Here is a 15,107-nt window from a genome sequence, read left to right as displayed (position 1 = left end):
TAGGAGTGCTTCATGATTGATGTCGGTGCGCTGCGTTCGTTACGGGCGATCGCTGATTTGGGAACCATGGCGCGGGCCGCCGAGGAACTCGGGTTCACGCCGTCGGCCGTCTCGCAGCAGATCAAACGACTGGAAGCGCAGGTCGGAGTGCGTCTGGTGGCGCCGGCGGGACGTCGCGTGGTGCTGACGCCCGCCGGTCAAGCGCTCGTCGCGACGGCGCCCGAAGTCCTCAACGCCCTGGAGAAGTCGGTGGCTGCCGCCCGGTCGGTGGACGCCGGATCACCGCGAGGTGTGGTGCGAATCGCAGCGTTCTCGACCGGTGTCCGTGGCATCGTCGCCCCCGCGCTGGGGCACGTGCGACGGCGGTTCCCCGAAGTGCGCGCCGAGGTGGTCGAGCTGGATCCGGTGCCTGCGGTCTACGCGGTGGAGTCCGGGAACGCCGATCTCGCCATGGTTCACGACGCTGACGGTGTCACGGTGCCTGTGCCGCCGGGCCTGCAACGCGCGCACCTGCACACCGACATCGGCGACCTCGCCCTTCCGGTCGGTCATCCGCTCGCGGCGCTCGGCAGTCCCATCCGCCGCTCCGATCTGCGTGACTGCCAGTGGGTCACCAGTCCGGAGGGCACGGTCTGCCACCGGTGGTTCGAGCGGTTGTTCGCGGCGGCCGACCAGCAACCCGACGTCGTGCACTCGGTCGACGACTTCGGGACCCAGATGGCGCTGGTCGCCGCCGATCAGGTGGTCGCGCTGATTCCCCGGCTGGCGCGGCCGCGAGTTCCCGACGGGGTGGTGTTGCGTGAACTGCACGACGCACCACGTCGGGAGGTGCACACGGTGTGGCGTGCCAGCAGCGAAGCCGATCCGGCGCTCCGCGCCGTGCTCGCGGAGGTCAGCTCCTACGCCGACTGAATGCGGCCGTGCTGCACGTAAATAAATCACCGATGGAGCCGATCTCGGCCGATTCTGCCGAGAAGTCGGCGCCCACGGGATTCATTTACGAGCCGGACACCTCCCGCTGAATCTGTGCGACCACCGACGAGTCGGCGAGGGTCGTGGAGTCGCCGGGCTCGCGGTTCTCGGCGATGTCGCGGAGCAGACGGCGCATGATCTTGCCGGACCGGGTCTTCGGGAGTTCGTCCACCAGCATGATCGATCGGGGGCTCGCGATGGCGCCGATCTCCGCGCGCACGTGCTTGCGGAGTTCGTCGACGATGTCCTGGCCGCCTCCGTGTGCGCTCTCGCGCAGGATGACGAACGCCTCGATCGACTGGCCGGTGGTCTCGTCGGCAGCACCCACGACGGCGGCTTCGGCGACGGCGTCGTGCGAGACCAGTGCCGACTCGATCTCCGTGGTCGACATGCGGTGGCCGGAGACGTTCATGACGTCGTCGACGCGGCCGATGACCCAGATGTCGCCGTCCTGGTCGCGCTTGGCGCCGTCACCGGCGAAGTAGACGCCCGGGTAGTTGTCCCAGTACGTGCGCTGGAAGCGGTCGTCGTCGCCCCACAGCGTGCGCAGCATGCCTGGCCACGGCTCCTTGATGACCAGGTAGCCGCCCTCCCCGTTGCCGACGGGCTTGCCTTCGTCGTTGAAGACGTCGGCGACGATGCCGGGCAGTGCACGCATGGCGGCGCCCGGCTTGGTCTCGGTGACGCCCGGCAGCGGGCTGATCAGGATCTGGCCGTTCTCGGTCTGCCACCATGTGTCGACCACCGGCGTGCGGTTGCCGCCGATGTGCTCGCGGTACCAGATCCAGGCTTCGGGGTTGATCGGCTCGCCGACCGATCCGATCAGGCGGAGCGACGAGAGGTCGTACTCGGCGGGGATCTGCCGACCCCACTTCATGAACGTGCGGATCGCGGTGGGCGCGCAGTAGAGGATGGTGGCCTTGTACTTCTGGATGATCTCCCACCAGCGGCCCTGATGCGGCGTGTCCGGGGTGCCCTCGTACATGATCGACGTCGTCGCATTCGAGAGCGGGCCGTAGACGATGTACGAGTGGCCGGTCACCCAGCCGATGTCGGCAGCCGTCCAGTAGACGTCGGTCTCCGGCTTGATGTCGAAGACGGCCCAGTGGGTGTACGACGTGCCGACCAGGTAACCGCCCGTCGAGTGGAGGATTCCCTTCGGCTTGCCGGTGGTGCCCGACGAGTACATGACGTACAGCGGGTGCTCGGCGTCGAAGGCCTCCGGAGTGTGCTGCGCGGACTGGCGGTCGACGACGTCCGACCACCACAGATCGCGGCCGTCGGTCCAGTCCACGTCCTGACCGGTGCGCTTGACCACCAGCACGGTCCGCACGTCGGGGCACGACTCCATGGCTTCGTCGACGACGGCCTTCAGGGGCGACGGCTTGCCGCGGCGGTAACCGCCGTCGGCGGTGATGACGACCTCGACGCCGCAGTCCTGCACGCGGTCGGCGATGGCGCGGGCGGAGAAGCCGCCGAAGATCACCGTGTGCGGTGCGCCGATCCGGGCGCACGCCAGCATCGCGAACACCGTCTCCGGGATCATCGGCATGTAGATGGCGACGCGGTCGCCTGTCTTGACGCCGAGTTCGATGAGTGCGTTCGCGGCCTTGCTGACCTCGTCCTGCAGGTTCTGGTAGGTGATGGTGCGGGTGTCGCCGCCCTCGCCCTCGAAGTAGTAGGCGACGCGGTCGCCGAGCCCGTTCTCGACGTGGCGGTCGACGCAGTTGTAGGCGACGTTCAGCTTGCCGCCGACGAACCACTTGGAGTGCGGGGCGCCCGACCAGTCGAGCACCTCGGTGAACGGCTCGGCCCAGGTGATCCGCTTGGCGGCGTCGGCCCAGAAGCCGAGGCGGTCGGCGTCGGCGCGGTCGTAGGCCTCGGCGGTGACGTTGGCATTGGCGGCGAACTCAGGGGGCGGTGCGAAGGTCCGCGTCTCTTGACTGAGTGCCTGGATCGTTTGGTCCTGAGCCATGACGGAAGTTCTCCTCTGCGTTCGGTGCCCGCCGACGCTGGAGAACACGGCCCTCAGCAATCGGCGGGTATCTGTGCGGCATCTCCACACGACGATTTCGCGTCGCCGCGCGGGACGTATGACTCGAACATATCGACGTGGGAGGGGGCGCGGCCCGACATTGGGGATACTCGTGCCCTCGAACATCGCGCGATGCAGGTCGGCCCGCCGCGGTGTGACGACCCACACAGGGCGGAGGTGGTGACGGATGCGACACGCCGCCCGACGATCACCCGGAATCGACTCCTCCGGGGTGGCGGAGTTTCGGAACTGCTGGAAACCGACCACGGACCCGCTGAGAAACGGCAAGTAACCGGCGACACGCGTACTTCGCCCGCGTGTGGCGAGAGTGCAGCGCCTCGACGCGTTAATGTCGAGTTCGACACCGATTTGCAGGGAGGAGCTTCCATGACCGTTGTCTTGCTCGACGCGTCGCGACCCGACCTGATTCCGGCCGGTGCGGTGGCATTGCTGGCGGAGACGGTGGCTGTCACCGAGGAGGTTCATCCCTCGTTGCTGTGGCAGCTGCCGTCGTATGTCTTGGTGGGACTGGTCGGTGACGACCGCTCCAAGACGCTCGTCTCCTCCGATCGGGAGCATCCCGCCGTGGTGGAACGCCTCACGTGGGGCGAGGACGTCGTCGAAGGCGGCACCATGCCCGGCGGCACGCTGCTGCGGGCCGTCGAACTGATGGATCGTCTCCGCCGACTCGGCCCGTGGGAGCGTCAGCAGACCCACGATTCGCTGCGCCGTTACCTCCTCGAGGAGGTGTACGAGCTGCTCGACGCCATCGAGAGCGGGACTCCGGACGAACTGCGCTCTGAGCTCGGCGACCTGCTGCTCCAGGTGCTGTTCCATTCGCGGATCGCCGCGGACTCGGCAACTGGGTCGTTCGACATCGACGACGTCGCGCAGAGTTTCATCGACAAGGTGTCGTACCGCACGCCCGGGGTGCTCAGCGGCGAGCACGACGACCTCGATCGGCAGATCGAGGAGTGGGAGGCCGCGAAGACCGCCGAGCGGGATCGGGAGCGCGTGAGCGTGCTCGACGGCATCTCGACCACTCAACCGGCGTTGGCCTTGGTGCAGAAGATCTTCGAGCGGCTCTCCGGTGCCGATTTCCCCGTCGCCGCAGTCAGTCCCTCGCTGTACCGCGTCGACATCCCCTTTCGGAAGCATGCGAGCGTCAGCGTGGAGGACGACCTCCGGCGTCGTGCGATCGGCCTGATGGATCAGGTCCGCGCCGCCGAGCAGGCTGCCGCGGTCGACGACGCCCACCTGCGCGACGAGAACACCTGGCGTAGGTATCTCGGGATGGACTACGAAGCCGAGGTCGAGGAGACCGACCTCGACGATCCCGACGAAGACGTGGTGGACGGCGTCGACGTCGAGGTCGTCGCTGATGACGACGACTTGGACTGGGATGACACCACTGTCGACGCAGATCCGATCGCGCTGAACAAGAAGGGCAAGACTCGGAAGGTCAAGGGCCTCAAGGTCGGCAAGGTGCCCGGGATGGTCGTGCACGAGAAGTGGAGTGCTGAGGGGGAGTAGGGGCGGGCTTCTCGGCGAGCAGGTTCGATTCCTTCTTGAAGGGGTGTCATTGACTAACTTGCTACCAGCTTTGCTGTGTTGAAGAATTCCGCGGGCATCTCATGATCGAGCCGCCACGTAATCGCGATCGGTCGTTCGCCTTGGTGATCGACAAGCTCGGCCGGACCTAAGAATGTGTACGGCATCGGGCCAAACTCACCTTGCTTTTGGTGTCGGACAAAGAGGAGCACGGTGCTGGTTCCGTTGATGTAGCGCTGTCCGGTCGCTGAAGTGATACTGGTTGTCGACTGCGACTCCCAATGAAACAGAGAGCGGCTGATCGGGTAGTCGCGATACATCGTGGTCGGGGAGAATGCGGTGTCGGTCTTGATGAGATTGACGAAGAAGGCGTCGACGTTGAGGTCAGCAATGTACTTGACACCTTCGCGAAAATTGCCGGGCCTCGACTCAAACGATGCGACGCCCAATCCTGCGAGGATCTCTTCGCGTTGATAGTGGGCGTGGAGTTGCAGCGGGACTTGAGAGAGTTCTCCGTCGAGTGACGACGTCTGCTGTCGTGATAGGTCGAACGTGAAGTTGGTAATCGAGAGGATCTCGCGGCAGGCTTCGGGCTCGGATCTGAGCGAGTCGAGAGCTTCGTTAACTGATGCGAAGGAGCCGCCGGTTGGCCACACGGAAAAGACAAGCATGTCGGCAAGTCGCTGGTCGATGGTGCTGAGGTGGTCATAGGATTCGTTGCTATCGAGGAGACGTCGGTAGGCCTCCACTCGGGAGGAATCATCGACGTGGGCGAATGCGCGATTTCGTTTGAGGATCTCGGATTCCAGCGCGGATGCTTCACCTGTGAGGGCACCCGCGTCGCGACGGAGTTGGGTCCACGACTTGTCGTTCTTCGTTAAGCGCGCAAGCGGAATCCCTGTCTCGTCGACGAAGCTGGGAAGATCGAGATGGTTGAGTGCTCGATACTCGGCCACGATATCGGCCCAACGCATCGAGATTTGACGTTTAAGACTCTTGAGAACGTGGCTTTGAGTCGCTTCGTCGAGGACGATCCGGCATCCGGATGGCAATGTTGGAAAGCGGTTCTCGACATTGCGTGCCAGCGCGCCGCGACCTCCGCCAGTGAGTGCGCGTAGCCGCAGGTCCCAGCGGAACTCGTCGCGCTGGTTGCCGACGAAGTCGAGGACTGTCAACACGGGCTTGGTTTCGGTGCGGCGGAGACCGCGGCCGAGTTGTTGCAGGAAGATCGTCACGCTTTCAGTCGGTCGCAGCATCAGGATCGTGTCGACGTCTTTGATGTCCAGCCCCTCATTGAAGACATCGACCGAGAAGATGATGTTGATCGACCGGTCCTTGAGATCGGCGATGGCCTGAATCCGATCGACGTCACGGGTACTTCCTGAAACTGCTGTGGCGGGGACGCCCGCCTGGTTGAAGACCTTCGCCATGTACTCGGCGTGGCCGACACTGACACAGAAGCCAAGCGCTCGCATCTGATGAGGTGCGACGATCTTGTCGCGAACTGTGCTCAGGATGAGGTGGGCTCGGCGGTCGTCACCGGTGTAGAGGTTATCGAGTTCTGTAATCTCGTATCGGCCTCGCTTCCAGGTGAGCCTCGCGAGATCGGTGCCGTCGGCGATCCCGAAGTAGTGGAATGGGCACAGGAGTTCGGCTTCCAACGCGTCCCATAATCGCAGTTCAGTGGCGATTCGCCCGTCGAACAGGCCGATAATATCTGCTCCGTCGGCCCGCTCTGGTGTTGCGGTGAGCCCAAGCAACTCGGCAGGTCTCAGATGGGAGAGGATCCTGCTGTACGTTCGTGCGGCCGCGTGGTGGAACTCATCGATAACGACGATGTCGAAGTGCTCTGCGGGGATGTTGCCGATTCCATACGCGTTCAGAGATTGAACGCTGGCGAAGACGTGGTCCCACCGCTCGGGGCGGGTACCGGCGACGTATGTTTCGCCGAAGTTCGGGTCCGCGAGGACTTCGCGATACGTCCTTTGGGCTTGGGCGAGAATCTCGTGCCGGTGCGCGACGAAGAGGAGACGCGGACGGGTCTCGGAGACATCCCGAGTCCGGCGATAGTCGAGAGCTGCGAGGACCGTCTTTCCCGTTCCGGTCGCTGCGACGACGAGGTTGCGGTGGCGGCCGTGCACCTGTCGTTCGGCTTGGATCTCGTCGAGCATCACCTGCTGGTAAGGGTAGGGACGGACCTCGAGACCCGAAATGTTGAGGGTGATTGAGCTTGTGCTTCGAGTACCGGAAGCTTCGGCGAGGGCGTCGTCGAGGCGGTCGCGGTCGCGGTCCGGGTCGTACTCCTCGAACGACGGATCGTCGTGCCAATAGGTGTCGAAGGTCGATCGAAACTTCTCGATCAGGCTGGGCGTTGAGACCCGCGATAGCCGCACGTTCCATTCGACACCGTCGATCAGTGCTGCGTTCGACAGGTTTGACGAACCGATGTAAGCGGTGTCGTATCCGGAGTTGCGGTGGAACAACCACGCTTTCGCGTGCAGGCGGGTGCGCAGATTGTCGTACTGGACGCGAACCTCAGCTCCGTACTGTCGCACCAGCCTGTCTAGCGTTTCGCGCTCAGTCGACCCGAGATAGGTGGTCGTGATGATCCGGAACGGCGTGCCTGATTCCGCAAGCGCGCGTAGCTCGGCCTCGAGTAATCGGACACCGCTCCATCGGATGAACGCGCAGACAAGGTCGACGGAGTCGGCGGACGCGAGTTCCGCAGGGAGTTCGTGGCCAATCGATGGTTCTCCGCTCGCGTTGGTAAGGAGAGCGACCTCCGATAACGGTGTGGTCGGACGAACCGCTGTGCGGTCGACGACACCGGGGCCCGCCGGCCTGTGTACACGTGTCAGTTGCCGTACGGGCTCATCAACGAGATCGTGATCGCTGATCAGGTCTGCAAGCAAGCGATTGGCAGCGGAGAGTCGCTTGCCTGGGTCTTTGATGGAGTCGAGGTGATGGAAGACCACCTCGCTGACGTGCCGCGCGAGAACATGCGGTTGGTCTGCGTTGTCGACACTGGCAGTGTCGAAGCCAAAGGCATCGAGCCCGACGAGATTCTCGTTGAGTCGCTTCGTGACGAGCTTTTCGTAGATGCCTTCTTGCATGGTTACAGCATGTCACGAGGGTCTGACATTTCCGGCGACCGTTTTGTCAACGAGTGCCACTGACTCGTTCGTGCATCCTTAGCCAATTGGTGATGTCGAGGCGCCCTATCGAATAGTTGGCGCCGACGAGCCGGAAGATGGTGCGCGGGCACAAGCTGATGATTCCCGGAGCATCTTCGTTGAGCTCGTCAAGGTCCATAGGATCCAGCTCTGCGGGTGTCCCGTCGCGGAGGATGGCACCTTCGATGTAGTGCAGGTTGTCGTTGTCGACCAGGAGCGATTCCCATCCGTGGCTCTTCATGGAGTCGAGCAGGATCGTCGGTGCAAGGCGATCGATGGCTTCGCTGGAAACGGCCTGCATATCGATGGCTTTGTTGAGTTCGGCGACGTCGTCGTCGGAATACCGGGTGATGAACTTCATGTATAACGGTTGTAGCCGGCAATTGAGGCACGGTGCAACCACTGGGGATGATTCGCCCGTAGTGCCTGCTATATCGGGAGGTCAGCCATCATGCCGAAGTACCGCATCGAGATCGTCGAAGAGGTCACCCGTGTCGCGGTTATCGAAGTGCCGGACGGTGTCGAGATCGACAGTCGGGTACTCGATCTAGCGACTGATGTTGCGATTGAAGCGAGCGTGAAAGAACGGGAAGTCGACGTGCGGCGCGTTAATGACGCGGTGCATGCCGATGGCCGATTTGGCTGACCGCCCCAGGGAATTCCGCCGCAGTGCGGCGGAACCTTTCAGCGGAAGTCGATCCTCCCCGCTGAGAAGGCCCAGAACGGAGTCTCGTAGCTGGCGTTGAGCTGCTGCCCGGGCGCGATCTGGAACTGCTGGTCGGCTTTGCCGATGGCCCACAGGTATCGCGTGTGGATGTGGATCGTGTGGACGCCGGGAGCGAGTTCGATCGCCTGGTTGCCCCAGTTGCGGCCCACCTCGATGCCGTCGATCACGATCAGCGGCCCGGTGAGGAACAGGATGAACGCCAGAGGGAAGAACCCGGTGTGGATGTTCAGGAGCGATCCGGTGCCGAGCGGCGACGGCGGACGCTGACCGAACTGCGGCTGGCCATGCTGGAACTGAGCGGGCTGCTGCTGCCACTGCGGCGCGGGAGCCTGCTGCGGGTGAGGCTGGCCGTACGGCTGCTGCCCGTAGCCCGCCGACTGCGGAGGATACTGCTGCGGATACCCGGGCGGCGGTCCTTGCGGCGGCTGCTGCTGCCACTGCGACGGCGGGGGAGGCGCCGGTTGGTGCTGCGGAGGCTGCTGGTTGGGCGCACCCCACTGAGGTTGCTGATTGGGTACGCCCCACTGCGGCTGCTGCTGTCCTTCGGTCACACGCGAAGCGTACGCCCTACCTGCGACGCCCTCATTCGGGTGGATCGCCGAACCTAACCGAACAGCGGTGACTTCAGCCAGTCGTAGTCGAGCCCAACCCAGCCCTGCGCCATGTTCAGTGCGCCGGTGAGCCACAACGTCACGAGGACGATGGCGCAGGTGCCGATGCCGAGGATGGCTTGCGCGAGGCGGTTTCCGTCAATGTATTTCGAGTAGAAGTCGTTGAGCAGCCGCATGATTCGATGACGCAACTTGGCCGCCCACTCGAGTTCCTGAGACAGGATCAGCAGGCCGAGGAAGACGATCGCCCAACCGGGCCCCGGATAAGGGATGGCGACGATGCCGACGGCGGTGACCAGGAACCCGACGACGATCGTGACGTAGCGAAGCACCCAGCCGTACCGCGACTCGTGCCGCATCCGTTTGTAGGCGGCACCGATTCCCTTGAAGCGATCCAGCGAGGTAGGCACGTCGTCGAGTTTGCCAGACAGCGGCGAAGGGTCGGCGTCGACCGGGTGGCGTCTACCGATTCGCCGCCTTCTGCGCCGCGCGGTTGATGGTCTCCAGCACGGTCATGAACTGCGGGTTGTTCACGTCGACGATGGAGACGTGATTGCCTCCGGGGATCATCACGAACGACGACGTGGCGCCGAGCCGCTTCGCTGCGGCGACGTAGTTCTGGCTGAGGATCGCAGGCACGATCCGGTCCTTGTCGCCGTTCATCGCGATCGTCGGGATGTCGGGATCGATGTTCTGAATCGGATCGACCATTTTGTACCGCTCGGGCACCTGGGCGGGCGTGCCGTCGAGCGCGGTGACGATGTTCATATCGCCCATCGTGACGGCGACCCGCATGTCGAGCGGCCCGGCCAGGGAGATCACATGCTCGGGACTGAACTTCGGCTTGGCGCCGACCTCGTTGTTCTCCAGATCGTGGCGGGTACCCGACCACATGGCGAGCTGACCGCCCGCCGAATGCCCGGCGACGACGACGTTGTCGATGTTGAGCTCCGGGTTGGCCTTCTTGACGTTCGGGATGAAGTCGAGCGCCGCGGCGACGTCGGAGAAGGTGGTGGGCCAGCCGCCGCCCGCCCCGACGCGCCGGTACTCGAGGTTGTAGACGGCGAGGCCGCGCTCGGCGAGTCGCCGAGCAAACGTCACGAACACGTCGGCGCCGATCTCCGACTTCCACGCACCGCCGTGAATCAGCACCACCAGCGGGACCGAACCGTCCTGGTGCTCGCCGGACGGGACGAAGAGATCGGCCCAGTTCTGGTTGTCGTCGCGGGAGTCGGTGGCGGTCGGGTACAGATAGCGTGTCGCGTCGATCTTGGTGGACGCGTCGACTTTCGCGAAGTCGTCGCGGGCCTTGCCCGGGTCGGCGGCCGTCGCGGCGGCCTCGTCGTCGTGGGTGTCCGACGAGCATCCGGCCAGCACGACGAGCGCGGCGGCGACCAGCGTCGCGATGAACTTGTTGCGCATGTCTACTCCGGTCAGTCGATCGCGGCGTTGATGACGGAGGTCTGGATCAGACCGCTGGTGAGGCCCCACCGATCGGCGATGGTGTCGATCTCGCCGGTGTCGATGAGATGCTGGACCACCTGTTTCAGGACCGGCCCGAGCGGCGAATCCTTGGCGACGGGAAAGCTGTACGGCTGGGTGTCGAAAGCGTGGTCGACGGTCTTGAGCTTTCCGTCGGACTGCTTCACCGCGTACAGCGCGACGGGTGAGTCGGCGGACACGGCGTCCACCTCACCGCGGGTGAGCGCCTCCATCGCAGTGGTCTCGGAGTCGAACGTGACGATGTCGATCTTCTCCTCGCCCACAGCTTCGCACGCTGTGCTCTTCGCGGGCAGCTCCAGTGTGAGCTGCGTGGTGTCGACCTCGGCTCCCACCTTCAGCCCGCAGGCGCTGTCCGGATCGACGTCCTTGGCCGACTGCGCCGTCCACTGGGTGCCCGCGCTGAAGTAGCTGACCAGATCCACCTGCTCCTCGCGCTGCTTGGTATCGAACAGTCCGCGGGCCGCGAGGTCGGACCGACCGTCCTGCACGCTCGCGATGAGTTGGGGGAACGGCACCTGACGGATGTCGGCCTTCACGCCCAGAGTCTGAGCGATCGCGGTGACGACGTCGATGTCGAAACCGACCAGCTTGCCGTTCTCGACGAACTCCAGCGGCGGGAACGGCGCCGACGTCGAGACGATCAGCGTGCCCGAAGTGCGGACGCGCTCGGGGAGCTGGGCGTGCAGGGCTGCGGCGTCGATCGGCGTGGCGGCGGACGCGGAGCTCGACGACGGATGCTCAGCGTCGCCGGACGAGCATGCCGCTGCGCCCAACGCGAGTGGGACGGCGGCGCAGACGGCAATGATTCGTTTGGTGCGCAAAGAGATTCGCATCGTCCAACCTTGCTGTGGTTTGCCCGCTGCCGATCGCAGCGTCACCTACGCATCATCCCGGTCAACCGCGGCGACGTCACCTGGAAGCGGAAATTCGATGGCCGGGCACCGCGGGCGTCGGTCGACGCGCAGCGGGGAGTCGCGACTACTTCTCGAACAGCCGCTGACCCCACCACTCGCCGGGCTTCAGACCGGGTGGGACGGCGAAATTGGCCGAGGCGTTCGGAATCAGGTACTCGGTCATCGCATCCTTGCGGGACAGCACGTGCTGAATCGGCACGAACTGTTTGAAGGTGTCGCGGTTGAACGCGATGAAGAACAGGCCGGCGTCCAGGTGGCCGAAGCCGTCGGAGCCGTCGGTGAAGTTGTAGCCGCGCCGCAGAATCTGCGCACCGCCGTTCTGATCCGGATGCGCCAGCCGCACATGGGAGGTGGCGGGAATGATCGGCGCTCCGTACGAGGTGATCTTGAAATCGGGCTCGTCGAACTCCGCGCTCTTGCCCAGCGGGGCGCCCTCGCCCTTGGTGCGGCCGATGATGTTCTCCTGCTCGAGCAGGTTGGCACGGTCCCACGGCTCGATGTCCATTCGGATACGACGTGCGACGAGGTAGGTGCCGCCGGTCATCCACTGGGCGGCGGGCGGATTGTCCTCGGCGCCGACCCACACCCACTTGTCGACGACGTCGGTGTCCTCGGCGCGGATGTTCGCGGTGCCGTCCTTGAACCCGAACATGTTGCGCGGCGTCTGCTGTGCCTGCGTCGTGGAGGCGGTCCGGCCGAACCCCAACTGCGACCAGCGCACCGACACCACGCCGACGCCCATCCGCGCCAGGTTGCGGATGGCGTGCACGGCGACCTGCGGGTCGTCGGCGCACGCCTGGATGCAGATGTCGCCGAACGAGCGCGAGGGTTCGATCTTCTCCTGTGCGAACGCGGGGAGATCGGCGAGCGCCGCCGGTTTGCGGTGGGCGAGACCGAACCGGTCTTTCGCGTCCGGGTTGGCCGCGCTCGGCCCGAACAAGCCGGGGCCGAATCCGATGGTGAGCGTCAGGTGCGCCGCCGAGAGGCCGAGCGCCTCGCCGGTGTCGGCGGGCGGGTGGTAGTCGCCCATGTCGAGCGCGCCGCCCTCCTGCGTCTCCTCGCCCCGGGTCATCCGCTCGGCGGCGGCCGTCCACCGTTTGAGCATGTCGATCAGGTCGTCGCGCGAGTCGGTGATGACGTCGAACGACGCGAAGTGAAGCCGATCCTGAGCCGCCGTGACGATGCCCGCCTGATGATCGCCCCGGAACGGGACCACCTGGTCGGCATCCTCTTCTCGGGGGCTCGAGACGGTGGCGCCCAGCGCGCCGCCGCCCGCCAGGCCGGCGACCACGCCGATTCCGGCGGCACCGAGCACCGTACGACGACTGACGCCGGACTTGCCGTCGGTCGCGCCCGAATCGGTCGCGCCCGACTCGGCCCCGGTCGGCTCCACTTCGCGTTCGTTCACGAGATCGTGCTCCTACTTCTGCATGACGATGCCGGGCACCATCGACAAGGTGGCCGACAGCGCGTCGACCTTGTCCGAGAGCTCCCTGCGCTGATCGGTCGTCACCTTGTCGTAGGAGACGTATCCGTCGCCCTCGCGGAACTGCTCGATGAACTTGCTGACGTCGGCGAACTGCGTGTTGATCTTCTCCATCAGGTTCGCGTCCTTGCTGGAGATGATGGCCTCCAGCTCGGCGATCAACGTCTGCGATCCGTCGATGTTGGCGGCGATGTCCCAGAGGTCGGTGTGGCTGTAGCGATCCTCCTCGCCGCCGACCTTGGTCTTCGCGATCTCGTCGATCAACGCCTGAGCGCCGTGGACGAACATCTGCGTCTCGAACTCGAAGTCCTTGGCGTCGACCTGGGTCTGCAGCGACTTGACGTCGGCGACCAGCTGATCGGCGATCTTGTCGATGTTGGCCTTGGTGTCGGCGACCTTGGCGTCCTTCTCGTCCGACGGCGCCACCTGGCCCTCGGCCTCACCCACCTCGTCGGCCTGGGGCGGGAAGAGGAAACGCTCGATGCGGTGGAAGCCGGTGAAGTCGGTCTTGCCGTCCTCGGTGTCGTCCCACCGCATGTCGATCTTCGGATCGAGGTCGGGGAACGACTCGGCGACCGGCTCGATGCGCTCGTAGAACGTGCGGACCAGACCGAACTGGCTGCGTGCCTTGTCGAGGTCGCCGCTCTTGACGTCGTTCGCGAAGGTCTCGGTCTGCGCGACGAGGCCGCTCAGCTGACCCCGGACGTAGTCCAGGTAGCGGACCTTGGCCTGCTCGACGTCGGCGGGCGCCTGGCTCTTCTCCTTGGTCTCACCGGTCACGGTGACGTCCTGCCGGATGCCGGCGCCGACCATGCCGGGCTTGCAGGCGACCGAGTACGTGCCCGGCTCGGTGATCTCCACGTTCAGCTTGCCGGTGAGCCCCGGACCGATGTTCTCCACCTCGGCGAGAACGCGGTTGTTCTTGCCGTACACGTAGAACTCGGTGACCTTGCCGCCGCCGTTGGTGATCTCGAAGTCCACCTTGCCGGTCTGCAGATCGGTGCTCGACAACTCGCAGGCGTCGTCGGTGGAGTTGACGGTGATGGCACCGTCGCCGCTGGATTTGGCTTCACAGGCGGCGAGCGCGAGCGGGGTGGCGGCCACGACGCCGAGGACGACGGCGCTGCGCAGAACAGGGGAGAGCTTGGCCATGAGGTTCCTTTCGGGGTTCCTTCGCGAAGAGAAGGACGTCAGTCGGCGGTGTTGAGCGCCGGGGTCGCGGGCGTGGGTTTGGCAGTCACCGAGCGCCCGCGCGCGATGAACAGTCCGCCGACGATGAGCACGTAGCCGACCCATGCGATCACCTGGAGCACCGTGGGCTCCGGCCGGAAGTTGAAGATGCCGGCGAGGATCACGCCGTACCAGGCGCCGTGGTCGTACCAGGACGAGATGTCGAACGCGATGGCGTCCAACCCGGGGAGCCAGCCGTACACCTGCAGTGCCCGGACACCGTAGGCGAGGATGCCCGCGGCGACGACGATGAGGAACAGTCCGGTGTACAGGAAGAACTTGCTGAAGTTGATCCGGATGGCGCCCTTGTAGAGCAACCAGGTCAAAACGACGGCGACCAGCATCCCGAGCAGCAGACCGACCAGCGGCCACACGCCGCCGGAGACGCTCTCGGCGTATCCGACCATCAACAGTGCGGTCTCGAAGCCCTCGCGTCCGACGGCGAGGAACGCCAGGCCGAACACGGCGCCGGCGCCTGCGGTCATCGCCGTGCTGAGCCCGGCCTTCAGATCACCCGCGATGTGTGCGGACGCCTTCCGCATCCACAGCACCATGAACGTGACGATCCCGACCGCGACCAGCGACGCGATGCCCGCGATCAACTCCGCACCCAGGCTGGTGATGGTCGACGAGCCGAACTGTATGATGAGGAACGCGGTGATCATCATGGCCAGCGCGGCGAGCACGCCGAGCCAGATCCACTTGAGCGAGTCGCGCCGGTCCGACTTCACGGCGAAGGCGATGAGTACCATGACGACGATTCCCGCCTCGAGGCCCTCGCGGACACCGATCAGCCCGCTGCCGACCATCTGGGTGACTACTGAGGGCCCTCCTTGGGCGATGAATGCCGTCATCGGACTCCTTCCCGGCGCAAGGGTTGGTGAGCCAACCCATAACTGACCGGA

At 65.0% G+C, this 15,107-nt stretch carries 13 protein-coding genes; 3 read left to right on the top strand and 10 right to left on the bottom strand.

Translation table 11 applies throughout. The annotated features are described in order from the left end of the window. Window positions 1-12: 12 nt before the first annotated feature. Window positions 13-912: a LysR family transcriptional regulator gene (locus GH2_RS17980; RefSeq protein ID WP_066171265.1), complete on the top strand. Its 900-nt coding sequence runs from the start codon at window positions 13-15 to the stop codon at window positions 910-912. Between the two features lie 85 nt (window positions 913-997). On the opposite strand, the gene acs is transcribed toward GH2_RS17980, so the two are convergent. Next, window positions 998-2,947: an acetate--CoA ligase gene (gene acs, locus GH2_RS17975; protein ID WP_066171262.1), complete on the bottom strand. Its 1,950-nt coding sequence runs from the start codon at window positions 2,945-2,947 to the stop codon at window positions 998-1,000. Between the two features lie 447 nt (window positions 2,948-3,394). Here acs and GH2_RS17970 point away from each other — a divergent pair, with 447 nt between their 5' ends. Continuing rightward, a complete protein-coding gene (locus GH2_RS17970) occupies window positions 3,395-4,540 on the top strand; it encodes a nucleoside triphosphate pyrophosphohydrolase (protein ID WP_066171259.1) in 1,146 nt (381 codons plus the stop codon). Between the two features lie 53 nt (window positions 4,541-4,593). On the opposite strand, the gene GH2_RS17965 is transcribed toward GH2_RS17970, so the two are convergent. Further along, complete coding sequence (locus tag GH2_RS17965) at window positions 4,594-7,671, bottom strand: DEAD/DEAH box helicase (RefSeq protein ID WP_066171256.1); 3,078 nt, start codon at window positions 7,669-7,671, stop codon at window positions 4,594-4,596. Window positions 7,672-7,717: 46 nt separating this feature from the next. Further along, complete coding sequence (locus GH2_RS17960) at window positions 7,718-8,092, bottom strand: hypothetical protein (protein WP_066171253.1); 375 nt, start codon at window positions 8,090-8,092, stop codon at window positions 7,718-7,720. Between the two features lie 90 nt (window positions 8,093-8,182). Here GH2_RS17960 and GH2_RS17955 point away from each other — a divergent pair, with 90 nt between their 5' ends. Beyond that, a complete protein-coding gene (locus tag GH2_RS17955) occupies window positions 8,183-8,377 on the top strand; it encodes a hypothetical protein (protein ID WP_066171250.1) in 195 nt (64 codons plus the stop codon). 38 nt (window positions 8,378-8,415) lie between these two features. Here the strand turns inward: GH2_RS17955 and GH2_RS17950 are convergent, their stop codons facing one another. The 7 genes from GH2_RS17950 to efeU form a co-directional block, all read right to left on the bottom strand. Continuing rightward, window positions 8,416-9,009, bottom strand: coding sequence for a hypothetical protein (locus GH2_RS17950; RefSeq protein ID WP_066171247.1), 594 nt, complete (start codon window positions 9,007-9,009; stop codon window positions 8,416-8,418). A 53-nt stretch (window positions 9,010-9,062) separates the two neighbouring features. Next, window positions 9,063-9,479 (bottom strand): TIGR02611 family protein, encoded by a 417-nt coding sequence (locus tag GH2_RS17945; protein WP_066171244.1) that lies wholly within the window; start codon window positions 9,477-9,479, stop codon window positions 9,063-9,065. A gap of 52 nt (window positions 9,480-9,531) precedes the next feature. Beyond that, window positions 9,532-10,491 carry an alpha/beta hydrolase family protein gene (locus GH2_RS17940; protein WP_066171241.1) on the bottom strand — a complete coding sequence of 320 codons (960 nt, stop codon included), beginning with the start codon at window positions 10,489-10,491 and terminating at the stop codon, window positions 9,532-9,534. A gap of 11 nt (window positions 10,492-10,502) precedes the next feature. Then, entirely contained in the window at window positions 10,503-11,405 is a 903-nt protein-coding gene (locus GH2_RS17935) for an ABC transporter substrate-binding protein (RefSeq protein ID WP_066171238.1), read from the bottom strand. A 145-nt stretch (window positions 11,406-11,550) separates the two neighbouring features. After that, window positions 11,551-12,879 carry an iron uptake transporter deferrochelatase/peroxidase subunit gene (efeB, locus tag GH2_RS17930; protein WP_066171354.1) on the bottom strand — a complete coding sequence of 443 codons (1,329 nt, stop codon included), beginning with the start codon at window positions 12,877-12,879 and terminating at the stop codon, window positions 11,551-11,553. Between the two features lie 27 nt (window positions 12,880-12,906). Further along, complete coding sequence (gene efeO, locus GH2_RS17925) at window positions 12,907-14,124, bottom strand: iron uptake system protein EfeO (RefSeq protein ID WP_066171235.1); 1,218 nt, start codon at window positions 14,122-14,124, stop codon at window positions 12,907-12,909. A gap of 38 nt (window positions 14,125-14,162) precedes the next feature. After that, window positions 14,163-15,056, bottom strand: a complete 894-nt coding sequence (gene efeU / locus GH2_RS17920) for an iron uptake transporter permease EfeU (protein WP_066171232.1) — start codon at window positions 15,054-15,056, stop codon at window positions 14,163-14,165. Window positions 15,057-15,107: the final 51 nt, after the last annotated feature.

The sequence above is a fragment of the Gordonia hydrophobica NBRC 16057 genome, assembly GCF_001592365.1.
Lineage (GTDB): Bacteria > Actinomycetota > Actinomycetes > Mycobacteriales > Mycobacteriaceae > Gordonia > Gordonia hydrophobica.
The sequence above is the reverse complement of the archived record's forward strand: the minus strand, read 5'-3'. Positions and strand labels throughout refer to the sequence as shown.

What these genes read in the sequence shown, in the direction of transcription:
- GH2_RS17980 (WP_066171265.1), top strand. Translation starts at nt 13, where the DNA reads ATGATTGATGTCGGTGCGCTGCGTTCGTTACGGGCGATCGCTGATTTG.
- acs (WP_066171262.1), bottom strand. Translation starts at nt 2,947, where the DNA reads ATGGCTCAGGACCAAACGATCCAGGCACTCAGTCAAGAGACGCGGACC.
- GH2_RS17970 (WP_066171259.1), top strand. Translation starts at nt 3,395, where the DNA reads ATGACCGTTGTCTTGCTCGACGCGTCGCGACCCGACCTGATTCCGGCC.
- GH2_RS17965 (WP_066171256.1), bottom strand. Translation starts at nt 7,671, where the DNA reads ATGCAAGAAGGCATCTACGAAAAGCTCGTCACGAAGCGACTCAACGAG.
- GH2_RS17960 (WP_066171253.1), bottom strand. Translation starts at nt 8,092, where the DNA reads ATGAAGTTCATCACCCGGTATTCCGACGACGACGTCGCCGAACTCAAC.
- GH2_RS17955 (WP_066171250.1), top strand. Translation starts at nt 8,183, where the DNA reads ATGCCGAAGTACCGCATCGAGATCGTCGAAGAGGTCACCCGTGTCGCG.
- GH2_RS17940 (WP_066171241.1), bottom strand. Translation starts at nt 10,491, where the DNA reads ATGCGCAACAAGTTCATCGCGACGCTGGTCGCCGCCGCGCTCGTCGTG.
- GH2_RS17935 (WP_066171238.1), bottom strand. Translation starts at nt 11,405, where the DNA reads ATGCGAATCTCTTTGCGCACCAAACGAATCATTGCCGTCTGCGCCGCC.
- efeO (WP_066171235.1), bottom strand. Translation starts at nt 14,124, where the DNA reads ATGGCCAAGCTCTCCCCTGTTCTGCGCAGCGCCGTCGTCCTCGGCGTC.
- efeU (WP_066171232.1), bottom strand. Translation starts at nt 15,056, where the DNA reads ATGACGGCATTCATCGCCCAAGGAGGGCCCTCAGTAGTCACCCAGATG.